This window comes from Vibrio sp. 10N.261.45.E2, from assembly GCF_002875705.1.
Taxonomy (GTDB): Bacteria; Pseudomonadota; Gammaproteobacteria; order Enterobacterales; family Vibrionaceae; genus Vibrio.
In genome coordinates, this window is the sequence record NZ_MCZZ01000089.1 from 21,588 (window position 1) to 41,871 (window position 20,284).

Annotated in this window: 17 protein-coding genes; 9 read left to right on the top strand and 8 right to left on the bottom strand. The window is 44.9% G+C overall.

Annotation, left to right across the window (positions count from 1 at the left end):
• Positions 1–243: 243 nt before the first annotated feature.
• Positions 244–1,125, bottom strand: a complete 882-nt coding sequence (locus BCT34_RS04645) for a LysR family transcriptional regulator (protein WP_076657333.1) — start codon at positions 1,123–1,125, stop codon at positions 244–246.
• 157 nt (positions 1,126–1,282) lie between these two features.
• Here BCT34_RS04645 and BCT34_RS04650 point away from each other — a divergent pair, with 157 nt between their 5' ends.
• From BCT34_RS04650 to BCT34_RS04680, 7 genes are all read left to right on the top strand, one after another.
• Positions 1,283–1,681, top strand: coding sequence for a RidA family protein (locus BCT34_RS04650; RefSeq protein ID WP_076657332.1), 399 nt, complete (start codon positions 1,283–1,285; stop codon positions 1,679–1,681).
• Positions 1,682–1,870: 189 nt separating this feature from the next.
• Positions 1,871–3,331, top strand: coding sequence for an aldehyde dehydrogenase family protein (locus BCT34_RS04655; protein ID WP_076657331.1), 1,461 nt, complete (start codon positions 1,871–1,873; stop codon positions 3,329–3,331).
• A gap of 209 nt (positions 3,332–3,540) precedes the next feature.
• Positions 3,541–4,536 (top strand): membrane dipeptidase, encoded by a 996-nt coding sequence (locus BCT34_RS04660; RefSeq protein WP_017066849.1) that lies wholly within the window; start codon positions 3,541–3,543, stop codon positions 4,534–4,536.
• A 228-nt stretch (positions 4,537–4,764) separates the two neighbouring features.
• On the top strand, positions 4,765–6,372 hold the full coding sequence (locus tag BCT34_RS04665) for a BCCT family transporter (RefSeq protein ID WP_076657330.1): 1,608 nt from the start codon (positions 4,765–4,767) through the stop codon (positions 6,370–6,372).
• Positions 6,373–6,578: 206 nt separating this feature from the next.
• Positions 6,579–8,381: a hypothetical protein gene (locus BCT34_RS04670; RefSeq protein ID WP_076657329.1), complete on the top strand. Its 1,803-nt coding sequence runs from the start codon at positions 6,579–6,581 to the stop codon at positions 8,379–8,381.
• Positions 8,378–9,115 carry a DUF3726 domain-containing protein gene (locus tag BCT34_RS04675; protein ID WP_076657328.1) on the top strand — a complete coding sequence of 246 codons (738 nt, stop codon included), beginning with the start codon at positions 8,378–8,380 and terminating at the stop codon, positions 9,113–9,115. Before BCT34_RS04670 ends, BCT34_RS04675 begins: the two co-directional genes overlap by 4 nt.
• A 331-nt stretch (positions 9,116–9,446) precedes the next feature.
• Positions 9,447–10,739 (top strand): alpha/beta fold hydrolase, encoded by a 1,293-nt coding sequence (locus BCT34_RS04680; protein WP_076657327.1) that lies wholly within the window; start codon positions 9,447–9,449, stop codon positions 10,737–10,739.
• 108 nt (positions 10,740–10,847) lie between these two features.
• Here BCT34_RS04680 and BCT34_RS04685 read toward each other — a convergent pair whose 3' ends face one another.
• The 6 genes from BCT34_RS04685 to BCT34_RS04710 form a co-directional block, all read right to left on the bottom strand.
• The gene (locus tag BCT34_RS04685; protein WP_004730424.1) at positions 10,848–11,030 is read right to left on the bottom strand and encodes a hypothetical protein; all 183 of its coding nucleotides are present in this window, start codon (positions 11,028–11,030) and stop codon (positions 10,848–10,850) included.
• 264 nt (positions 11,031–11,294) lie between these two features.
• Positions 11,295–11,522 (bottom strand): PAS factor family protein, encoded by a 228-nt coding sequence (locus BCT34_RS04690; protein ID WP_004730426.1) that lies wholly within the window; start codon positions 11,520–11,522, stop codon positions 11,295–11,297.
• 227 nt (positions 11,523–11,749) lie between these two features.
• The gene (locus BCT34_RS04695) at positions 11,750–13,906 is read right to left on the bottom strand and encodes a cytochrome c (protein WP_076657326.1); all 2,157 of its coding nucleotides are present in this window, start codon (positions 13,904–13,906) and stop codon (positions 11,750–11,752) included.
• Complete coding sequence (locus tag BCT34_RS04700; protein ID WP_076657325.1) at positions 13,903–14,517, bottom strand: cbb3-type cytochrome c oxidase subunit II; 615 nt, start codon at positions 14,515–14,517, stop codon at positions 13,903–13,905. Before BCT34_RS04700 ends, BCT34_RS04695 begins: the two co-directional genes overlap by 4 nt.
• Positions 14,518–15,942: a cytochrome-c oxidase, cbb3-type subunit I gene (gene ccoN / locus BCT34_RS04705; RefSeq protein WP_076657324.1), complete on the bottom strand. Its 1,425-nt coding sequence runs from the start codon at positions 15,940–15,942 to the stop codon at positions 14,518–14,520.
• Between the two features lie 37 nt (positions 15,943–15,979).
• Positions 15,980–16,372 (bottom strand): cytochrome c, encoded by a 393-nt coding sequence (locus BCT34_RS04710; RefSeq protein ID WP_076657323.1) that lies wholly within the window; start codon positions 16,370–16,372, stop codon positions 15,980–15,982.
• Positions 16,373–16,838: 466 nt separating this feature from the next.
• Here BCT34_RS04710 and BCT34_RS04715 point away from each other — a divergent pair, with 466 nt between their 5' ends.
• Both BCT34_RS04715 and BCT34_RS04720 read left to right on the top strand, forming a co-directional pair.
• Entirely contained in the window at positions 16,839–17,294 is a 456-nt protein-coding gene (locus tag BCT34_RS04715; protein WP_076657322.1) for a hypothetical protein, read from the top strand.
• 9 nt (positions 17,295–17,303) lie between these two features.
• The gene (locus BCT34_RS04720) at positions 17,304–18,329 is read left to right on the top strand and encodes a GGDEF domain-containing protein (protein ID WP_076657321.1); all 1,026 of its coding nucleotides are present in this window, start codon (positions 17,304–17,306) and stop codon (positions 18,327–18,329) included.
• 49 nt (positions 18,330–18,378) lie between these two features.
• Here the strand turns inward: BCT34_RS04720 and BCT34_RS04725 are convergent.
• Positions 18,379–20,284: bifunctional diguanylate cyclase/phosphodiesterase (locus tag BCT34_RS04725; RefSeq protein WP_076657320.1), on the bottom strand; the 1,906-nt coding region annotated here is incomplete at its 5' end.

Sequence of the window (20,284 nt, forward strand, 5' to 3'; positions counted from 1 at the left end):
AGTTTGTCACGACTTCATTCTTAACGTCTTTCAAGCGATTCGAAACGGATAAATCGGCGTTTAAGATGAATATTATGGAAGAAATTCAGCTCCTCACATGGATGTAAGGAGCTGAAGATAGGGCAAAAAGGGCACTAAGCCCAAGATAGAAAGGTCATAAGTCTGGAGGGGAGAGCTGGAATTTCTTGATGTGTTGCTCTAGCAACCGCTTTTTAAGCAAATAAACTCAATCATGTCCCTCTATTAGTCTTCATAACTTAGATATTGAATACATAAGTCATGGAAAGCTTGTGCTTGTGGCGAAATCGTACGGTCAGCCAGTCTGAAAATACCGATTTGACGCTGTAAGGGCGGGTCAATCAATGGAATCCACACCAAGCGGGTTTCATTGGTTGGGAAAGCCAGTTTAGGTAGCGTGGTCACGCCTATCCCGAGCTCTAACACCGAAAACAACGAAGTAATGTTCTCGACTGAGTACAGAGCTTGTTCGCTGAGCATTCGCGCGGGTGTTGGGTCAAGTAGGGTGCAAGTCCCGTTACGAATGAAGGGCTGCTTTAACAAGGTTTGCCATTCGATTCCTTCCCGTTGAGAGGCAATAGGGTTGTCTTTGAGGCATACGACACCGATAGGATCAGAAAGCAAAGGCGTGAAGTCGATGCTCTGTTCTTCTAAATGGGAGCTGTTTCCGAGGGCAACGTCAACCTCGCCAGACAGTAATCTTGCTTCTACACCTGCCGCATTATCATCAATCAAACTCACTTCTACATTAGGGTACTGCTCACAAAAAGCCCCTAAAACACTAGGGATTAATTTTGCCGCGACCGAAGGTACGCTCGCTATTCGAACTCTTCCTTGTTGGCCCGCGGCTGCGGCACGCAGGTCGTTATCTAATGCTTTGTAAACATTTAGAAATTGAATGATCTTGGGTAAGCAAATTTCGCCAAATGGCGTCAGTGTTGATTTGTTGCCTGTTTCAAACAGTGGTTGGCCGAGTATTTTTTCTAGCTCTTTTATCGAAGTCGAAAGTGCCGCTTGCGATCGATTTGCACGGTGAGATGCCGCTCGAAATCCACCTTCTTCGACCACCAAAACAAAATGTTTTAACTGTTGTAGCTTAATGCTCATGGCACTGATCCTTCTCTAGCCCTTGCTATGCCTTACTTTCTGTAAGGTGATAGATTTTTCTTATCAAATGCACAAAATTTACCGTTAGATTTATCAGTCGTCAAGGTGCAGTATTTAACCATCTTGAAACATAGTTGTTACAAAGTTGGATGGAATCGTGAACGCAAAAACTAAAAAACACCCAGTAAAAACCGAGCTTTTCGCTTCAAAAGCACCACTAGAGTGGGCAATCGTTAATAACGGCACTCTATATACAGCGCAGATTCCAATCGATGAGACTGGTGCGGTAGTAGAGGGTGGTATCGAAGCACAAACGCGTCAGACTTTTAATAACCTTGTTCATACATTGGAGTGTGCAGGTGAATCTATGGATTCAGTGCTACAGGTTCTTATTTACGTGACAGACCGTGAATATCTAAAAACGGTGAACAGCGTATATGGAGAGTACTTCAATGCACCTTACCCAAACCGTGCTGCGGTCGTCGTTGCAGGGTTAGCAAGAGAAGAAATGCTGGTCGAGTTCGTGGTTTATGCATCGGCGTCTCAACCTGAATAATTCGATTGTGAACTAAGGCAATTTGCAGATTGAAGTTATTTGTCAGTAAAGATCTTTATTGATACAAGCGACTTGGTTCATTTTTACATACAAGATTCAAACATTATTTATTATAGAAATTAACGTTTTATTCATTAATCAGATGGTTGCCAGACTCAAACGCAGCCTAACCGTTACAAGGACAGAATGATGACTCAATTACAGAATGTTCAAGCTGAAAACGCACTCTACATTGGCGGCGAATGGCAAGCGGGTGTAAGCACCGTAGCGAACATTAACCCATCACATATTTCTGAAAACATCGGCAACTTTGCACAAGCAAGTGCTGAACAAGTTCAACAAGCAATTTCAGCAGCGAAACACGCTCAACCAGAGTGGGAAAAAACGCCAATTGAACGAAAGCAAGCGGTACTTCAAGCGATTGGTGACGAACTGATTGCACGTTGTGATGAGCTGGGTACTTTACTTTCTCGTGAAGAAGGAAAGCCTTTTGCTGAAGGTCGCGGTGAGATTTACCGTGCAGGTCAGTTCTTCCAATATTTTGCGGCTGAAGTGCTTCGCCAGATTGGCGATAACGCAGACTCAGTACGCCCAGGCGTTTCTGTTGAAGTGACTCGTGAAGCAGTAGGCGTTATCGGCATCATCTCTCCTTGGAACTTCCCGACTGCAACAGCAGCTTGGAAAATTGCTCCTGCGCTTGCTTTCGGTAACAGCGTTATCTGGAAACCTGCAAACCTAACACCAGCAAGTGCGGTGGCATTAACTGAAATTATCCACCGTCAAGGCATCCCTGCAGGTACGTTTAACCTTGTACTAGGTAGAGGTTCAACGGTAGGTGATGCACTGATCAACTCTAAAGAAGTGAACGGTGTGAGCTTTACCGGTTCTGTTGATACGGGTCGCAAAGTAGCAGCCGCTACCGCGCCAAACTTCGTTCGTTGTCAGTTGGAAATGGGCAGTAAGAACGCACTTGTGGTCGCAGACGATGCTGATATCCAAACTGCAGTCGAAGCAACCATTGCAGGTTCGTTCTCGGGTGCTGGTCAAAAATGTACCGCGTCTTCTCGCCTAGTGGTTATGGATGGCATTCACGACCAATACGTGGAAGCACTGATTAAACGTATGAGCGAGCTGAAAGTGGGTCATGCACTGGAAGAGGGCGTGTTCATGGGCCCTGTTGTTGACGGTAACCAGCTTGAAGCAAACCTAGGTTGGGTAGAGAAAGCACGTCAAAGCGGCGGTGAGCTGGCATTTGGTGGCGAACGCTTGAGCATGCAACACGAAGGCTTCTACATGTCTCCAACGCTGTTCTTGAACACGAAGAACGATTGGGAAGTGAACCAAGAAGAAGTGTTCGCACCAATGGCAAGCGTGATTCGTGTTGCTGACTTAGAAGAGGCTATCGCGACAACCAACGATACTCGCTTTGGTTTAACTGGCGGCATCATTACTCAGAGCCTACGAACCAGCGCGATGTTCAAGCAACAAGCGCAAACAGGTTGTGTGATGGTGAACCTACCAACAGCAGGCACGGATTACCACGTACCGTTTGGTGGCCGTAAAGAGTCTAGCTTCGGTCCTCGTGAGCAAGGTCAATACGCGAAAGAGTTCTACACCGTGGTGAAGACGGCTTACCAGCGTCCTTACTAATCCACTTTCTGTATAAGAATTGGATAGTTGGAGAATTAAATCCCTAGCTATCCAGCTATCGAATTGGCCTGATTCACAGAGTCAGGCCAACATTCAAACCAAAGCAGCAAACGAATTTAGACAAGTGATTTAACCCATTTTTGAAAACATGTTATTCGAGCGTGTTTTCAAAACCGAGCTAGAACACTGAGCTTTCAATAGGAGTGGTTATGTACCAGCAACGGATTGTTATAGATGGATTGCAATACTGCAATTGGAATAGAGAATATTTCCAAACACTAAAGGCGAGCGGCATTACAGCAGTTCACGCTACCGCGGTTTACCACGAGACAGCTCGTGAAACCTTATCTCGCTTTGCAGAGTGGAATTTAAGATTCGAGCAGAACGCAGACCTTATCATGCCGATTCACTCAATGGCGGATGTTGAGACTGCAAAAGCGACTGGCAAAGTCGGCATTTTCCTTGGTGCTCAAAACTGTTCTCCAATCGACGATGAGATTGGTCTTATCGAAGTGATGCGCAAGCAAGGTCTTTTGATCATGCAGCTTACTTACAACAACCAGAGCTTATTGGCGACGGGTTGTTACGAGAAGAACGACACCGGTATCACGCGCTTTGGTAAGCAAGCGATCGAAGAGATGAACCGAGTGGGGATGATCATCGATATGTCTCACAGTGCGGAGCGTTCAACGCTTGAAGCGATTGATCTGTCTTCTCGTCCTATTTGTATCAGCCACGCGAATCCAACATTTGCTCATGATGCACTACGAAACAAATCAAACGATGTGATTAAAGCGCTCACTGCACGCGGTGGCTTAATCGGATTCAGCTTATACCCATTCCACCTACCAAACGGCAGCCAATGTACCTTGGAAGACTTCTGTCAGATGGTTGCGACCACTGCTGACATGGTTGGCGTCGAACACCTCGGTATTGGTAGTGACCTATGCTTAAACCAGCCTCAAGCTGTCCTTGAATGGATGAGAAATGGTCGTTGGTCTAAAGCAATGGACTACGGCGAAGGCTCTGCAAACAACTCAGGTTGGCCAGATGCGTTGCCTTGGTTCTGTGGTAGTGCGGGTATGGAAAACATATATAACGGATTGATGCGTCATGGTTTCAGTGAGTCTGAAGCTGGGCAAGTCTTGGGAGAAAACTGGTTTAACTTCTTGAAAGATGGCCTAGAGCCGCAAAGCAAGGGTTAAGCGTTTCTCACTAGCAATAATCGAATGAGTAGCCTTCTAACAAACGTTCAATGAGCAAGTGCTGCTTTATCAATTTCACTATTCAAAAGGAACAACGGTCTATTTCGCAACGCGGTAACCCAAACATGGATTAGCCTGCCCAACACAAAAATAATAGGGCAGGTGTTAAATACACCCTTGTAGTCATCATTTTAATGACAGCTGCAAAGAAACCTCTGGAGTCAGAGTATGTCTGATTTAACCAATAGCGTGAAGTCTTCTAGCTTAAATGCGGGTCAAACACACACAGCAATTAATGCAAAAAACAACACAAACGAGTCTGAGTCTACGTCAGACAAATTGGGACTATCCAACCCAGCACTTTGGTACAGCGGCGGCTTTATCGCTCTGTTCGTGGCACTTGCTCTATTTGATGGCGAGCTGTTATCAAGCCTAGTAAATACGGGCTTTGCATGGTCTGTAAAAGTATTCGGTCCTTACTGGCAAATGCTTCTTCTTCTGACTTTTCTTATTGGTCTTGGCTTAGCGGCAGGGCGAACAGGCAAGGTTATCCTAGGTGGCATCGCTAAACCTGAAATGGATGGTTTCCGTTGGATGGCTATCATCTTCTGTACGCTACTGGCAGGTGGCGGTGTATTTTGGGCAGCAGCAGAGCCGATTGCTCACTATGTTAACCCACCACCATTGTACGGCGCACAAGAAAACGCACAGCAAGGCGCGGTGAATGCTTTATCGCAATCATTCATGCACTGGGGTTTCCTAGCATGGGCTATTGTGGGCAGCTTAACGTCTATCGTGGTTATGCACCTTCACTACGACAAAGGCTTACCTCTTAAACCTCGTATTCTGCTTTACCCTGTATTAGGCGAAAGAGCACTGAAAGGCCACACAGGTGCACTGATTGATGCATGTTGTATTGTTGCAGTAGCGGCGGGCACCATTGGCCCTATCGGGTTCTTGGGCCTACAAGTGAGCTATGCACTGAACGCACTGTTTGATATTCCAGACGGCTTTACGACGCAACTGATCATCATCTTATTCGCTATTGTTCTATACACGTTGTCGGCATTAAGTGGTCTTAACCGCGGAATGCAAATGCTAAGCCGTTACAACGTAATTTTGGCAATGGCTTTGATGGTCTACATCCTGATTTTTGGACCAACAAACTTCATCTTCAATGGCTACATCCAAGGTGTAGGCAGCATGATTGATAATTTCATCCCAATGGCGACTTACCGTGGTGACGAGGGTTGGTTGAGCTGGTGGACAGTGTTCTTCTGGGGTTGGTTCTTAGGTTACGGCCCAATGATGGCAATCTTCATCGCACGCATTTCACGCGGTCGTAGTATCCGCCAGTTGGTATCAACGATTAGCTTGATTGCTCCGTTTGTTACTTGCTTCTGGTTCACGATTGTTGGCGGCTCTGGTCTTGCGTTCGAAATTGCAGACCCAGGTAGCGTAAGTAAAGCGTTCGAAGGTTTTAACTTACCCGGCGCACTGCTAGCGGTAACTCAGCAGCTACCAATGCCAATGCTTATCTCAATTCTGTTCTTGATTTTAACGACAATTTTCATCGTCACGACCGGTGACTCAATGACTTACACCATCAGTGTGGTGATCAGTGGTGAGACAGAACCGAATGCAATTATTCGTACCTTCTGGGGTGTGATGATGGGGGTAACCGCGTTAATTCTGATTTCCCTAGGGTCTGGCGGTATTTCAGCGCTGCAATCCTTCATTGTTATCACAGCGGTACCTGTGTCCTTAATCTTGCTGCCATCACTTTGGAATGCACCTCAAATCGCAATCAAGATGGCGAAAGAGCAGGGCTTATAACAAATTAAAGAGAAACAAGGTATCAGCCTTTGAAAGAAGGCTGATACAAGGTTCCGAGAGGAACAGAAAAACCGTACTGGTGAAGATACACCGGGCGGCACGTATTTAGGTCAATCGATCTAGTCAGGACAAATAATAAGGGGTGAGCTTGCTTGCCCCAAATAACGTGAAAGCTAACCAGCACACTGTAACAACGAATGCTTCATATGATGGCAACGATCGGTTCTGAATGGCTAGCAAAATCCTATAACTATAAGGTGGTGAGCAAAATGGATGCACATCGTTCTACTTACACTGAATCAGCACTGCGTGACGCAACCGTCGTCATGGCACCGGAAAGGCTAGGTGCAATGCACCAAACACGTATCAGCTTCGTAAGAACTCTGATTCGTAAAATGGCACAACAGCAATGGAAAGTGACTAAGCATGAGTGGCAACTGAGCCCTCAAGGTTTTGGTCATGTTATCTATAAGCTAGAAACGCCAAATCATGTTTATCATTTGGTTGTTTTCTGCGATGAGATTGCAGACGACGAACGAAATGACCGTGTAATTGCTGAAAAGTGGGATGTAACGTTTGCGCTTGTTCTTGGAGATGTTGATGTCACCTTACTTGAAAGGCTTCGTGCGAATGTACCGCTACAAGAAGCCGGCCGTAATCCAAATAATGTGCTTGTGTTGGCGCGTGCAAACAAAAGCGTACGAGTGTTTGAACACATCGTGAGTCACCTAGCTAAAGGTGTTCAACCAACACCAAAAGAACTGGCTGAAGTAGGTTACATCCTGCGAACGACAGCGGTATATGGTAATGGCAAATTTGGCATTGCTGACTTCAAAATCTTAGAGAAAAATGAAGATTTTAATCAGTCGTTTAGTGCGCAAATGTGTGCGGTTTATATGCTGCGTGAGTTCAGCCTAGATTGGGTTCATTACCTAGCCGAGCAACAAGGCGGTGAACAAGCGATTACCTTGCATAGAGGGTTACAACGTTACCTTGGTGTGGGGAATGCGACAGGTCTAGGGATGGCACCATACCTTATCAACCACCCAAGTATTGTCGACCAGTGGATGACGACTCGTGAACATGCATTGGCGGAAGTGTTAGCTAATCCTACTGATGCGGCGTTGATTGAGCCACTACGTACATTAGTTAAAAAAGCGATTTGTCATTTAGAACAAGTCGTTACCATCAATGAAAACCAACAAGAGCTGAACAAAGCCGCTGTTGATGAGTTGAAACAGGCAACACAATCATTAGAAGCCTCTGTAAACCACTGCGATACATGGGCACAGTTAGTTGAACAATCTAAGCACATGAGTATGGAAGCCCAAGAAATCCTTATCTCATGCTTGATGGAATTGTACCCAGAATTAGTGGACGCCCATCAAGAGCAAATGAATTGTAGCGAAACACTGTCGCTTCCGAGTGGTAAAAAGATTCAAGACCTTTTGGTGGTATTGGAAGAAAAATACCGCTGGGCGATTACGACTGACTTTACTAAAGCAGAGAATAATTACTGGTTCTGGTATCGCTCTCAAGACAAAGAAGAGCCAAGACTCGGTGTTCGAGGTGAGGAACTAGGTGAAGAACGTGAACTGCCGTTAGATATCGGCCGTCAAGCTTACCGTTTGTACCATGCGTTACTGCAATTCGCGCCTGAGCTGTCGCTAGCTGAATTCCTTGTTAAGCAGCCACAGCATCGTGCGATTGCACGCCGTGTGTGGACGCTAGGCAACAAAGCGATGGGTGACATCCAAATGAATGTACTTCACCAAGAGTCGCTTCCGATGCATTTGTTACGTTGCAAACTCGCTATGTTTGGCGCAACTAAGTTTGATCCTCGCTCAGACCGTTGGGTTCGAGTGACTTTCTTCCAAGGGGCACCGCTGCTTGATGAAATCCATCAGGACGAGTGGGTGTTCCCACTGTTACCAAATGAAGCGGAGCTATCTGAATCTCATAAAATTTCTACGCCTATTAACGCTCAACATGGAGGTAAATCGTTATGATCGTTTCTCACAATGAACTGGTCGCGGCCGTCAACAAAGCCTTTCTAGGGATGCGTCGTACATGTGGTGAAGCCGATGTGATAGCGAACATGGTGGCAGATTTACAGATGGTTGGCTTGGATGGTGTTCGCCATTTTAACAATGCGAGTAACTTTATGGGTTTAGAAGACGATTGCCCTGTAGATATCCAAATGATTAGCGACAACACCGTTGAAGTGGACTTGCATAAGGCTAGCTTGGCGTGTCATCTCCCAGTGGTGATGGATTATGCGATTGAAAAAATGGTCGGCAAAAAAGCGCTGAAAATTGAGCTTAATAACTGCCACAACCGTTGGTTAGCCTACAGTGAACTTGTGAAACTAGCTGCGAAAGGCATCGCTTGTACCGCACGTTGGGATAATGGCTCCAATCCGAAGAGCACCTTGTATGTGCTTAATCGTGGGTGCGTAGCACCAGAGCTGTTTTTATCAGATTCGCCACTGACATCGGACGAACATATCCATAATATGACCATCGAACTTTCCGTCCAGGATTTCGATATCGAACGTTTGTCAGATGGCTACCAAACACACATTGAGTCAGAAGCGCTTTTTAAAACTCAAGAGAAAGCGTGGAACGATGGCATTGAAGTGGATGAAGCAGAGTGGGGGGCGCTGAAAGAAACCGCTACAGCCATCCTCGTAGAAAGCAGCCAACGTTCGATTCAAGGTGCAGGTGAGCTGACGACTTCATAGTGTAGCGTATCGATAGCACTTTCTATAACAGATAGAACCTACAACAGATAAAACCAAAGAGCTTAACGTATCCTCACCTCGTTAAGCTCTTTTTACTTGTTTTCCATTTTCATTTCTCCCCACCAATAGATCCCCCTTAAACCTTCGCTTTTGAAACAAGTTGTTACGCGTTGAAGACCAATTGAGCAATTAGATGAAGCACCTTCACATTCAGGTTAAACAAACGGTTTCTTTTACAAGCCAGTATGCGTATCTTGCTTACTATGAGTGCCATAGGGCGCCACTTTTATTCGTACCGATGACATTAGAATCAGATAAAAAGGAATGAAGCGTGCAAGCTAACTTTATTGATGGAACCACCCTGTATCGTCAGCACTCTTTTGAGTTGCCACTGGATTACCAAGCAAAAGATGGACAACAGATCCAAGTCTTCGCACGTGAGCTAGTTGATCTCGCTAAAGATACGCAAGAACTGCCGTGGCTTATCTACTTTCAGGGCGGCCCAGGTTTTCCTTCGCCACGAGTGAGCGGCCAATCGGGTTGGCTAAAGCGAGCATTACAAAACTACCGTGTTTTGTTGCTAGACCAACGTGGTACAGGTAACAGCACGGTTATCAGCCATGAAACCTTGGCGCACCTTTCTGCAGAGCAACAAGCTGAATACTTAACGCACTTTAGAGCGGACAACATTGTTCGTGATGCGGAAGCGATTCGTGAACAGTTTGGTATTAAGCAGTGGTCGACAATTGGCCAGAGCTTTGGTGGTTTCTGTACTCTGAGCTACTTGTCGTTGTTCCCACAGAGCCTACAGCGCTGTTATGTAACGGGTGGTATTCCGTCTATTGAACGCGAAGCTGACGACGTTTATCGTGCGACTTACAAGCGTGTAGAAGACAAGAACAGAGCGTTCTTTGCTCAGTTCCCACAAGCACAAGCGATGTGTCGTGATATCTCTGATTACCTGCTGAACAACGATGTGAGGTTGCCAAACGGTCAAGTGTTCACGGTTGAACAGTTCCAGTTGATTGGCATTAATCTTGGTGGTGGCGAAGCGAACCTGCCTATGTACTTCACACTGGAAAGTGCATTTGTTGAAGTGAACGGAAACAAGCAGCTGAGCTACAGTTTCTTAAATCAAATGCAGCAAGAGCAGGGTTACTTAACTAACCCAATTTACGCAATCTTGCATGAATCGATTTACTGTCAAGGCACAGCATCTAACTGGTCTGCACATCGAGTTCGCGAGCAGTATCCACACTTCAACTACCAATCAGGTAGTGAGTTCTGGTTTACCGGAGAAATGGTTTACCCATGGATGTTCGACCAACTAGAAACGTTGAAGCCATTGCGTGAAGCAGCCAATCTATTGGCTGAAAAGTCAGATTGGGGCTCTTTGTACAATGCAGAACAGCTGAGCAAGAATACCGTGCCAATGGCGTGTGCAGTTTACGCAGATGACATGTATGTGGAGTTGGATTACAGCCGCGAGACGCTTGCCAATATTCCAAATTCGAAAGCGTGGATCACCAACGAATATGAACACAATGGTTTGAGAGTGGATGGTGAACGTATTGTCGACAAATTAATGACGATGGTTGAAGCAATAGAAAACCTACCAAAATAAACGGTTGTTACTCGTTAGAAACAAGAAAACGCTGCATCCGTGCAGCGTTTTTTTTATGTCATCGAACTATTCGATTTAAGGAACTAGGAGGGGTAGCCCTTTAAGCCATTAAGGTTGGATGACGATGTCTTGATTTTCCGTAGTCGATAAGCTGGCGCGGTTCTGTTCGATAAGCTGAGCTGCATAAGAGGGCGTCACAGCTTGAATTTCGCCTTTTGAACGAATCGTTAATGCTTCCCACGCATGGTCACGATATTTGCCTGTTTGTGTATATTCAATTAGTACTCTCATGATTCTTCCATCCGATGTGTGGTTAACGTGCTACTAACATTAGCGCCATTACTGAGGTTGCACACCTGTTAAAAATGGAACATAAGATTAACTAAATGAGAATGCGTGTAACTTGAAAAACAGGCCCAATTGCACTTGTCGTAAATAACTGTACTTACCGTAAATGACAGCGCCTATCGGAATTAACCGTATTTATTGTAAATGGCGTCCATAAAAAAACGCTGCACAATGGCAGCGTTAAAGTAGAGATAGGTTGAAGATTGATTAGCTGTTTTCTAGGCCAACAATCTTGCGTGCAGACATTACTGCACTATCTAAATCGGTCAATCTACCAGCACTTGCTGGACCAAGAACTGATGAATACAAAGCCAACTGCTTCTCAAATGATAAATCTAATTGGTTATATAGATTTTGGCGGATTTGAGCGTGTTGCTGTGGCTTTGCGCTCGACAGGCCTTCCAACGTATCGTAGATGAGTGTAGTTGTATCCATAACTGTCCTTAGTACATCTTTAGAAAATTTTGCATATTATGCACTTGGTGTCATCTTTGTTCTGCGAGATTGATCGCATTATGTGCAGCTCTGCTTAATTGTGTAATCAGTTAGTTACAATTGTGTTGTTTGGCAAAGCGTCGAAAGGGGGTATTTGGACAAAAGAAAAGGAGACACAGTGGTCTCCCTTTGGTTTATTACAATTCACTTTTCAAGCAATTTGCCTGTTACCGGATATTGATGGTGTTGTCTCTGCGGTCATACATGTCTGGCGTGGTATGTAGGCCGCCCGCATAACCTGCTGCTTCAAGTGTTTCTCTTACCTCTCTAACATGCTCAGCCGTGACGGGTTCGTTGCGGTCGCCAAGGTTTGAACGCACAAACGTGATTAACTCAGCCAAGCGTTGATCTGACAATACATCCTCAAAACTCGCCATTGGCATGAAGTTTCTATCTTTGTCGAGGTAAGTAGGTTGCAAGCCGCGAACGGTTACCGCAATGGTGTTGAATGGGTCGCTGTGCATGATGATACCGTTATTCAACAGAGTAGGGGCGATAGGGTCGCGACCTTTACCATCGTCACCATGACACGCCCCACAGGTTTGACGATATGTGGCGTAGATTTCACTGTTATACGCTGCCTCATCAAACCCTTTAGGTTGTAACGGAACTGCGTCACTAGCAATAGTGTTGTTGACGTCTCCGCTGAGTAGGTAATAAGACATCGATTCAACATCTTCACGCGTCATCAAGCTCAAACTATTTTTCACTACATCAGCCATACCTGCAAAAGCGGTGCCTTTGTCTGAGTGACCAGTGTGTAAAAAGTCGGTGAGCGTTGCTTCATCCCAACCATCGATATAGAGCTCATTGGCTGTGATATCAGGCGCGTTCCAACCGTCGATCAAGTTACCTTGGAAAATACGTTCAGGGATCAGAGCTTGAGCAATGTTTCTTGGAGTATGACACTCCGAACAGTGACCTAATCCTGCGACCCAATACTTACCTTGTTGCCATTTCTCTACATCCGCGACTTCATTTTTAAGTTCCTTTGGCACCTGATAGTCAATAGGGTCGGTGTCCATAAAGACGATGTTCCAGCCAAGTAAACCTAATCGGATATTGGATGGGAACATCATGCTGTTGTCATCATTGCGTCGAGGAACTGCTGTGATGGATTGCATGTATTCCCACAAATCGACCATGTCTTGGTCGGTGAGGTATTGATACGAAGTGTAAGGCATAGCAGGGTACAGATAGCCGTTCTTACCTTTACCTGCAACTAACGCAGCTCGGAAGTCATCAAAATCGTAGGTTCCTATCCCTTCAGTGGTGTGTGGAGTTATGTTGGTTGAATATACGGTGCCGAAAGGAGTCACAAATGGCAGGCCGCCAGCAAAAGGTTCGCCACCCTCCGCACTATGACAAGCGACACAGTCTCCGGCATATGCTAAGTATTCTCCTCGCTCTACAGATGATGCTTTCAAACTCGCGAGCCTTTGCTGTTCTTCTTCACCTGCGTGTCGGATGTAAGCTCCAAGCGCGAGGATTTCGTTCTCGGTGAGCTGCTCGTCAAACGCTGGCATCAGGTTGTTCAAGCCGTAATTGATGGTGTGTTGAATCTCTTCAATACTGCCCCCGTGAAGCCAGATATCGTCCGAAAGATCAGGAACACCAATCGCAGGATTCGCGACAGCACCATCGGCATGACAAGACGAACAATATTTGGTGAACAAGGTTTTGCCGAGTTCGACTTTAACCTCAGGCACATCGGTATGGCGCTGGTTGAGGGACGCTAAATAGTAGGAAACCTTTGCCACCTCATCAGGGCGCATGATTTCACTCCAACCTGGCATTGCACCGTTTCGCCCTTTGGCGATCGAATGAATAACAGCTTCGTCACTGCCGCCATAAAGCCACTCTTGGTCTATTAGGTTGGGGAAGTGCTTTTGCCCTTGAGCATTATTACGGTGGCAGGCTGCGCAATGGGTTTGAAACAGGATCTTACCGCTATTAACGATCTCAGGGACAGTGGCCAAACCTTCTAACGTCGTTTCACTGGTTTGTGAGAACTGCTCATTAAGGGTGGTGGTTGGCGAACTGAGCTTATCGTCGCTTTGTTTCCAATCGACTAATCCTTCCCATTCTCCGAGCCCAGGGTAGAGCACCAAGTAACCAGCAGACAAAAGAAATGCCACCGCATAACTGACAAACAGTAATTTAGGTGGTGGGGCATCTTTCTCTTCAATACCATCGAAAGTGCCAATGGTGTGGTCGTGATCGGCTTTGTGATTGCTACGCCAGTATTTAACGACAACAGACACCATCAGAACAAAGAATATTAAGGTTAAGAGTACCGCCCATAAGTTCCAAAATGTGCTCATTGTAATACCTCCTGTGACGTATCTTTACCAAGGCTTTGTAAATAACGAATCAGAGCTTCACCTTTGGTTTTTCCTCTTATTTGTAATCGGGCGTCGCCAATTTCTTGATCGGTATAAGGCACACCTAAGGTACATAGGACTTCCATTTTGGCGCTAATATCATCGCCGGTAAGCGTTTGCTCAAACAGCCATGGGTAAGAGGGCATGATTGATGTAGGCACAACGTTGCGAGGGTTCACTAGGTGAATGACATGCCATTGGTCTGAATATTTTCGACCTAGGTTAGTGAGGTCTGGTCCTGTACGTTTGGAGCCCCACAAGTTAGGGAATTCATAGATATCGTCTGCTTCTTTATTCGGACGTCCATTACGTTTCACTTCCGGCTCTAGCGGGCGAACCATTTGGGTGTGACACACATGACAGCCCTCACTGATGTAGATGTCTCGTCCTGCTAACTCAATCGGTGTAAGCGGCATTGCTAAGCTGTTTTTCGCAATGTCGTCTCCACGGACAATGCTAGGAACTACCCAAACCAACAAAGAAAAGGAGGCAACGACAACCGTGGTCAAAATTAAAATGACGATTGAATGTGTAAAGTCTTTACTCATCATTTAAGCCCCCTCGTTAACGGTGTTTTTAGCGTCATGTACGGCGGGCATACGAACCGTTTTGTACAAGTTGAATGCCATTAAGAACAGCCCAAGTACAAACAGTGAGCCACCAAAGAAGCGCATGAATAACCATGGTGCTTTGAAGTCCATAGCCTCGACAAAACTGTAAATCAGTTCGCCATTTTCGTTTTGAGCGAGCCACATATAGCCTTCGCCAATGCCTGCGACCCAAAGTGCTATCGCGTAAATGGCGACGCCAGCATGAGCAAGCCAGAAGTGCCATTTGATCAAGCGTCGTGACCAAAGTTCGGTTTGACCCCACAAGCGTGGAATGAAGTAATAAAAAACCGCTATTCCCGACATTCCAACCCAACCGAGTGCTGCGGAATGTACGTGGCCGATGATCCATTCGGTGTTGTGTGCAACCATATTGAACCAGCGGATAGCAAGTAGAGGACCTTCGAATGTTGCCAAACAGTAGTAAAGAATCGCTGAGAAAAAGAATAAAAGAATGTAGTCGGACTTCAGCTTTTCTTTATTTTGTAGAAGGGTCATTGCGCTATTGAAGGCGCCTGCCCATGAAGGGAGCCAAAGAATCAATGACATCACGATTCCGATGTTTTGAATCCAGATAGGAACGGAAGAGTAAACTAAATGGTGCGTTCCGGCCCATGTGTAAAAGCCGACCAAACCCCAGAAGTGAATCACGGACAAACGATAGGAGTAGATAGGTCGATCCGCTGCCTTGGGTATGAAATAGTAATTCATACCAATCACACCGGCTGTCAATAAGAACCCAACGGCATTATGTCCCCACCACCATTGCACAATCGCGTCTTGAGCCCCAGCAAACACAGAGTAGGACTTCATTGCTAACACTGGCATCGCAAGGTTGTTGACGATAAAAATCATGGCAACGACGATAATGAAAGCAGCAAAGAACCAATTAGCCACGAATATATGGCTGACTTTCCGCTTGGCGAGGGTGCCAAAGAAGAGCACTGCGTAGAGCACCCAAACCAACACAATCAATAAGTCGATAGGCCATTCAAGTTCTGCATACTCTTTTGAGCTAGTGTGGCCTGCGGGTAAGGAAATGACTGCGAGTAATAGAATGAACTGCCAGCCCCAAAATACCATCCATGAAAGGCTTTTATTGAACAGATCACAATGGCCTGTTCGTTGGGCAATGTACAACGAGGTCCCCATCAAAATATTGACGACGAAGCCGTAAATCACCCCAGATGTATGCAGCGGACGTAGTCGACCAAACTGGAAGTATTGAGAATCAAAGTTTAATACCGGCCAATATAATTGCGCGGCGAGAATCACGCCGATGATCATACCTACAATCGCCCACACCAAGGACGCGACGATGAAGTACTTCACAACCTTTATGCTGTATTGCGTTGCCACTTGTTCCATAACAAGGCTCCTTGCCTAGAGATTTTGAACTGCTAACTTAATTTGAATCACTGACTTTGTTTGAATCGCCGAGCGAGTTTGAATCATTGCCAAGCATTGAGTAGAAATAGGATATGTCACGTATGTCTTGGTCTGAGAGCGTGTCGGCTTGTTGCTGCATGAGAATCGCTAAGCCACTGGTTCGTTCCCGTGTCTGATAATCTTTCAACGAAGAGATCAGGTATCCCACTTTTTGACCGCGCAGATTTGGGTAGGGATCTTGTGTCGAGATACCATCAGCGCCATGACAGGTCATGCACACCTTGGCTTTTTGTTTGCCTAACTCGAATTGTTCTTGATTAACTTCTGCTGAAACAGGAAACATGACCAGCGTCATTACTAGGGTAGAAAGTGTCGCCATGGGGTTAAATTTTTTTATATTCAAACTCATTCTCGATTCCCTTGATTATGAATTGAGTAAGCGTTCTAACAGTAATAAGCGTTATCTGCTGGTAAAATAGAAACGACCGGTACCAAACAAAAGAGCTAATAAAGTTGCTTACGTTCGGTTAAAGGTTATGCAGCAACAGGCATTCTCGCTACTTACTTACTCATATTTATTGTTAATTTTGCTATTTGATACGTATTCATAAGGGTTATTGGATTACTTCTAGCGCTCAAAAAGCGCGTTTTCACCACGAGACGGCCTAGAGATATAGTTCTGGTTAGCCGAAGGATTGAAGGATAGTGACGCAAGAAGAAATAAAAGAAGGATTAATAAAAGGGTTTGATGACATGGATTCAGTGCAGAAGCTACGGAACAAAGCGATACAGTTGAATACCAGAGGCCTTTGTACGAGTTAAATGGTCATTTTAGACTAGACTCAATTTAGTGACCTTTTTAAATGGAGTTTAGGATGAGAACTGTATTCCTGTTTGTGCTCTGGCTTTGCTCGTTTTCGATTTTCGCAGCCGCTGAGTTAACCGTATTCGATCACTCTGGACAGAAGTATGGATTAAGTCGAGATCACCTCCTGTCACTACCTCAAAAAGAAATCACCACCACCTTGCCTTGGGTCGAGGGGCTGACCGTTTATAGTGGCGTAACCTTACAAACGGTGCTTGAAAATATGGACTTACCGATATCATCTCAAGTCACTTTCGTGGCATTAAACGACTATAAAATAGCCGTGCCTAAAGAAGATTTTGATAACTATGAGCCCATCATTGCGATCAAAAAGAATGGTGAGTTTATGTCTGTCAGAGAAAAAGGCCCTTATTGGTTAATTTACCCACTCTCTGCTAACCCTGAGACCAACATCCCTGATTTCCATGCCAAGATGATTTGGCAGATTCGTGATATTCACCTCTAGAGGCCAATTATGAAGAAGCTGATGTCTATGGCTGCAATTAAAGTCGTTGTATTGTCTTTAGCTGTGGTTGTTCTATCCGTCAATATCTACAGTGTTACTCGAATTAATGACATCAACAAGAGCTTTTCCAGCCGCCAAAATGAGGCCACTTGGTTTGTTTTTCAGCTCGTTAAAGAGTATGCAAACTTCTTGATGGTCAGCCACGCAAAAACAATTGATTATGATGAACTGTGGCTCGCTTATGACATTACTTGGAGCCGCTTTGATATTTTGATTAACAGTACCGAGTCGTCCAATTTCATCCGCTCCGCAAACTTTAAACCTTACTTCACCGCAGAGTTTGAAAAGTTTAAGTCGTTAGAATCGTCAATCAAATTAGTCAGTCAGGGTCAATTACCGAAAGAATCGCTTCAGAAGAAAGTCGACATTTGTTACACCACCTTGGTCGAGTTTATTAACGAAAAGTTTCGATTACAAAGCCCTGTAATTGAGGAAAATACATCCATTGTGGGTAAGTTTGTCGTTGTTCACCAAGTCAGCAGTGCCTTTCTTGTCTTGATTTTGTTGATGACAGGCATCATTTTTTATCTCGATTTTTCCATCAAACGAAAACTTCATTCTACCGATTTCATTACAGGGTTTCGAAATCGAGTATCGTTAATGAAATTTGTTAAGAACAGCTACCCAACAAACAGTAACTTCGACCTCTACTTTGTGCGTATTAGAAATCTCAGTGAGATAAACCAAAAGTACGGTCTAGAGTATGGTGATTTGGTCGTGAGTTCTGCCGCTAAGTCGCTGACTGCAAAGGTTCCAGAAAGTACTATCTCGTTTCGTAGTAGCGGAAGTCAGTTCCTGTTCTTTATTCCTGAACACTTGTACACGAGTGACGAGATTCAGGAAAAGTTCAATGACGTACTCAAGGATTATATTTCAGCGGGGAACCTAGAATTGATGATTGACGCGGTCGTTAGACATAAAAAGAACATCAGCTCTAAAGATATGATGGAGCTGTTAACGACCATGCAGAGCTAATTCCTCTATAAGCAACAAGTTAGCGCAATAGGCTCTATTTACTTCGCTCTTAAGCTCTCGATCGGGTGATTGATTTTGGACTTAAAATCGCCTGAGGGTCGTGGCTTCGAACAAACTCGACGAATTCCAGATAAGTGAGTGGTTGGCTAAAGAAGTAGCCTTGTATGAGGTCACAGTTAGCTTGTCTCAGGTAATGATACTGTTCTATAGACTCAACACCTTCTCCTACGACTAACGTGTCACAAGAGTGGCCTAAGTTAACCATAGATTCGACCATCTTTCGGTCAGCTTTGTCGTCGACTATGTGATCGATAAAACTCTTATCAATTTTTAGTTCGTCCACAGGGTAGTGGAGAAGTTGGTTAAACGCCGTGTAGCCCGTACCAAAGTCATCGAGAGATACCTTTAAACCTAAGCTTCTTAGGCTTTCGATAGTCTGCACCGTAAGCTTGGTGCTTTTTACGTAACTGGTTTCGGTTATTTCTATAATAATGTTGCCGGGTGGTACTTGATAACGTTCGAGTACTTTACGGATGTTGTCCGCAAAATTACGGTTGTAGAGCTCCATTGCCGAGATATTAATCGACAGGGTGCCCGTGTATTGGTGAAGTTCTGAAAGCTCTTTATAGCTTTTGATGGCGTTGCCTATGACCCACATGTCGAGCCTTGCGATGAGATTACTTTTCTCCGCCACTGGGATAAATTCTTCCGGTCCCGCATCGATATCGAATAAGGCAGGGCAACGAATTAAGCACTCTGCGCCACCTATCTGAAGTGTCTTCGCATTGAAAATAGGCATAAAGCGGAGTTCAAAGTTGTCACTTTCGCAGCACTCTAACAACCTTTTCTCCACAATGTCATGACGTTCCAAGGTATGTAATAACTCCTCACCGTAAACAATGCGACTTTTGCCATTGCTATGGGATTTTGCGTTAGCCAACATTTCATCGATACATCGGTGCCAAATATCTTCGAACTTTGGAGTGTCGAGTGGCAAAACACCTGTAGCGAGCGATAAACGGAACCCGTAGTAGTCAAGGAATGTGGTTCCCGTTAGCGTATTGTTGATGTTCTCAATTTCTTCATTGATCAGTTGATGCTTATCCGTTTCTAAAATCGTAATAAACTGGTTTCCTCCCAGTCTTGCTAAAGAATAATCACTGCAACTAAAGCCCAAAGATGATTGCTGGTTTTGTAGTGTTTCCTTCAAGGCTTTAGCTAAGCTTATCAGTACATTATCGCCAACTTTTGCACCGTAAAGATCGTTGATTTTGCGGAAGTCGATGATGTCCCAACAAACCACATAACAGTGTGGATTCATTGAGCTCTTTATGCGTACATCAAGATGTCGGATGAATGAACGTCGGTTGGCTAACTTGGTGAGTTGATCGAATTCAGCTTCAAATTTCAATTCCGTTAGTGAGTCGATGTAAGCGTTTTTCAATCCATCAATTTCACTTTGTCCCGATGAACGTTTGAAGTATCTAAGCTTGAGTCCACCTATGGATATTTCATGCAATAAATCTTTTAGTGGGCGAACAAGTTGGTAGCGCACCACTAAATGGACGATGAACATGACAGTGAACAGAGTTCCAAAGCTGACGAGAAAGGTTTGTTTGGCGATGATGGCTTTCTCGTAATTGAACTTTTGTTCCCGAATATTGACTTGAGCAATCAGGTGCCGACTGGTCAACTGGACATTGATACTCTCTTGAGTTTGTTCAATTGACTTAATAACGAATTGGGTATTTTCAATGTTGGCAACGTCTGACGAGGGTTCAATTAAAAACTGAATATTGTCATCATCATTGTATTTGATCAGTAAGCTAGAGAGCTGTATCAGAGGCCCGTCAGCAATCAAGATATAGCGGTTTAAACTGTTACTGGCACGCTTGTCTTGGGGCAGGAGGTAAGGATCAATCGCTGAGACATATGCATTGTAGTGGTCAAGTAAA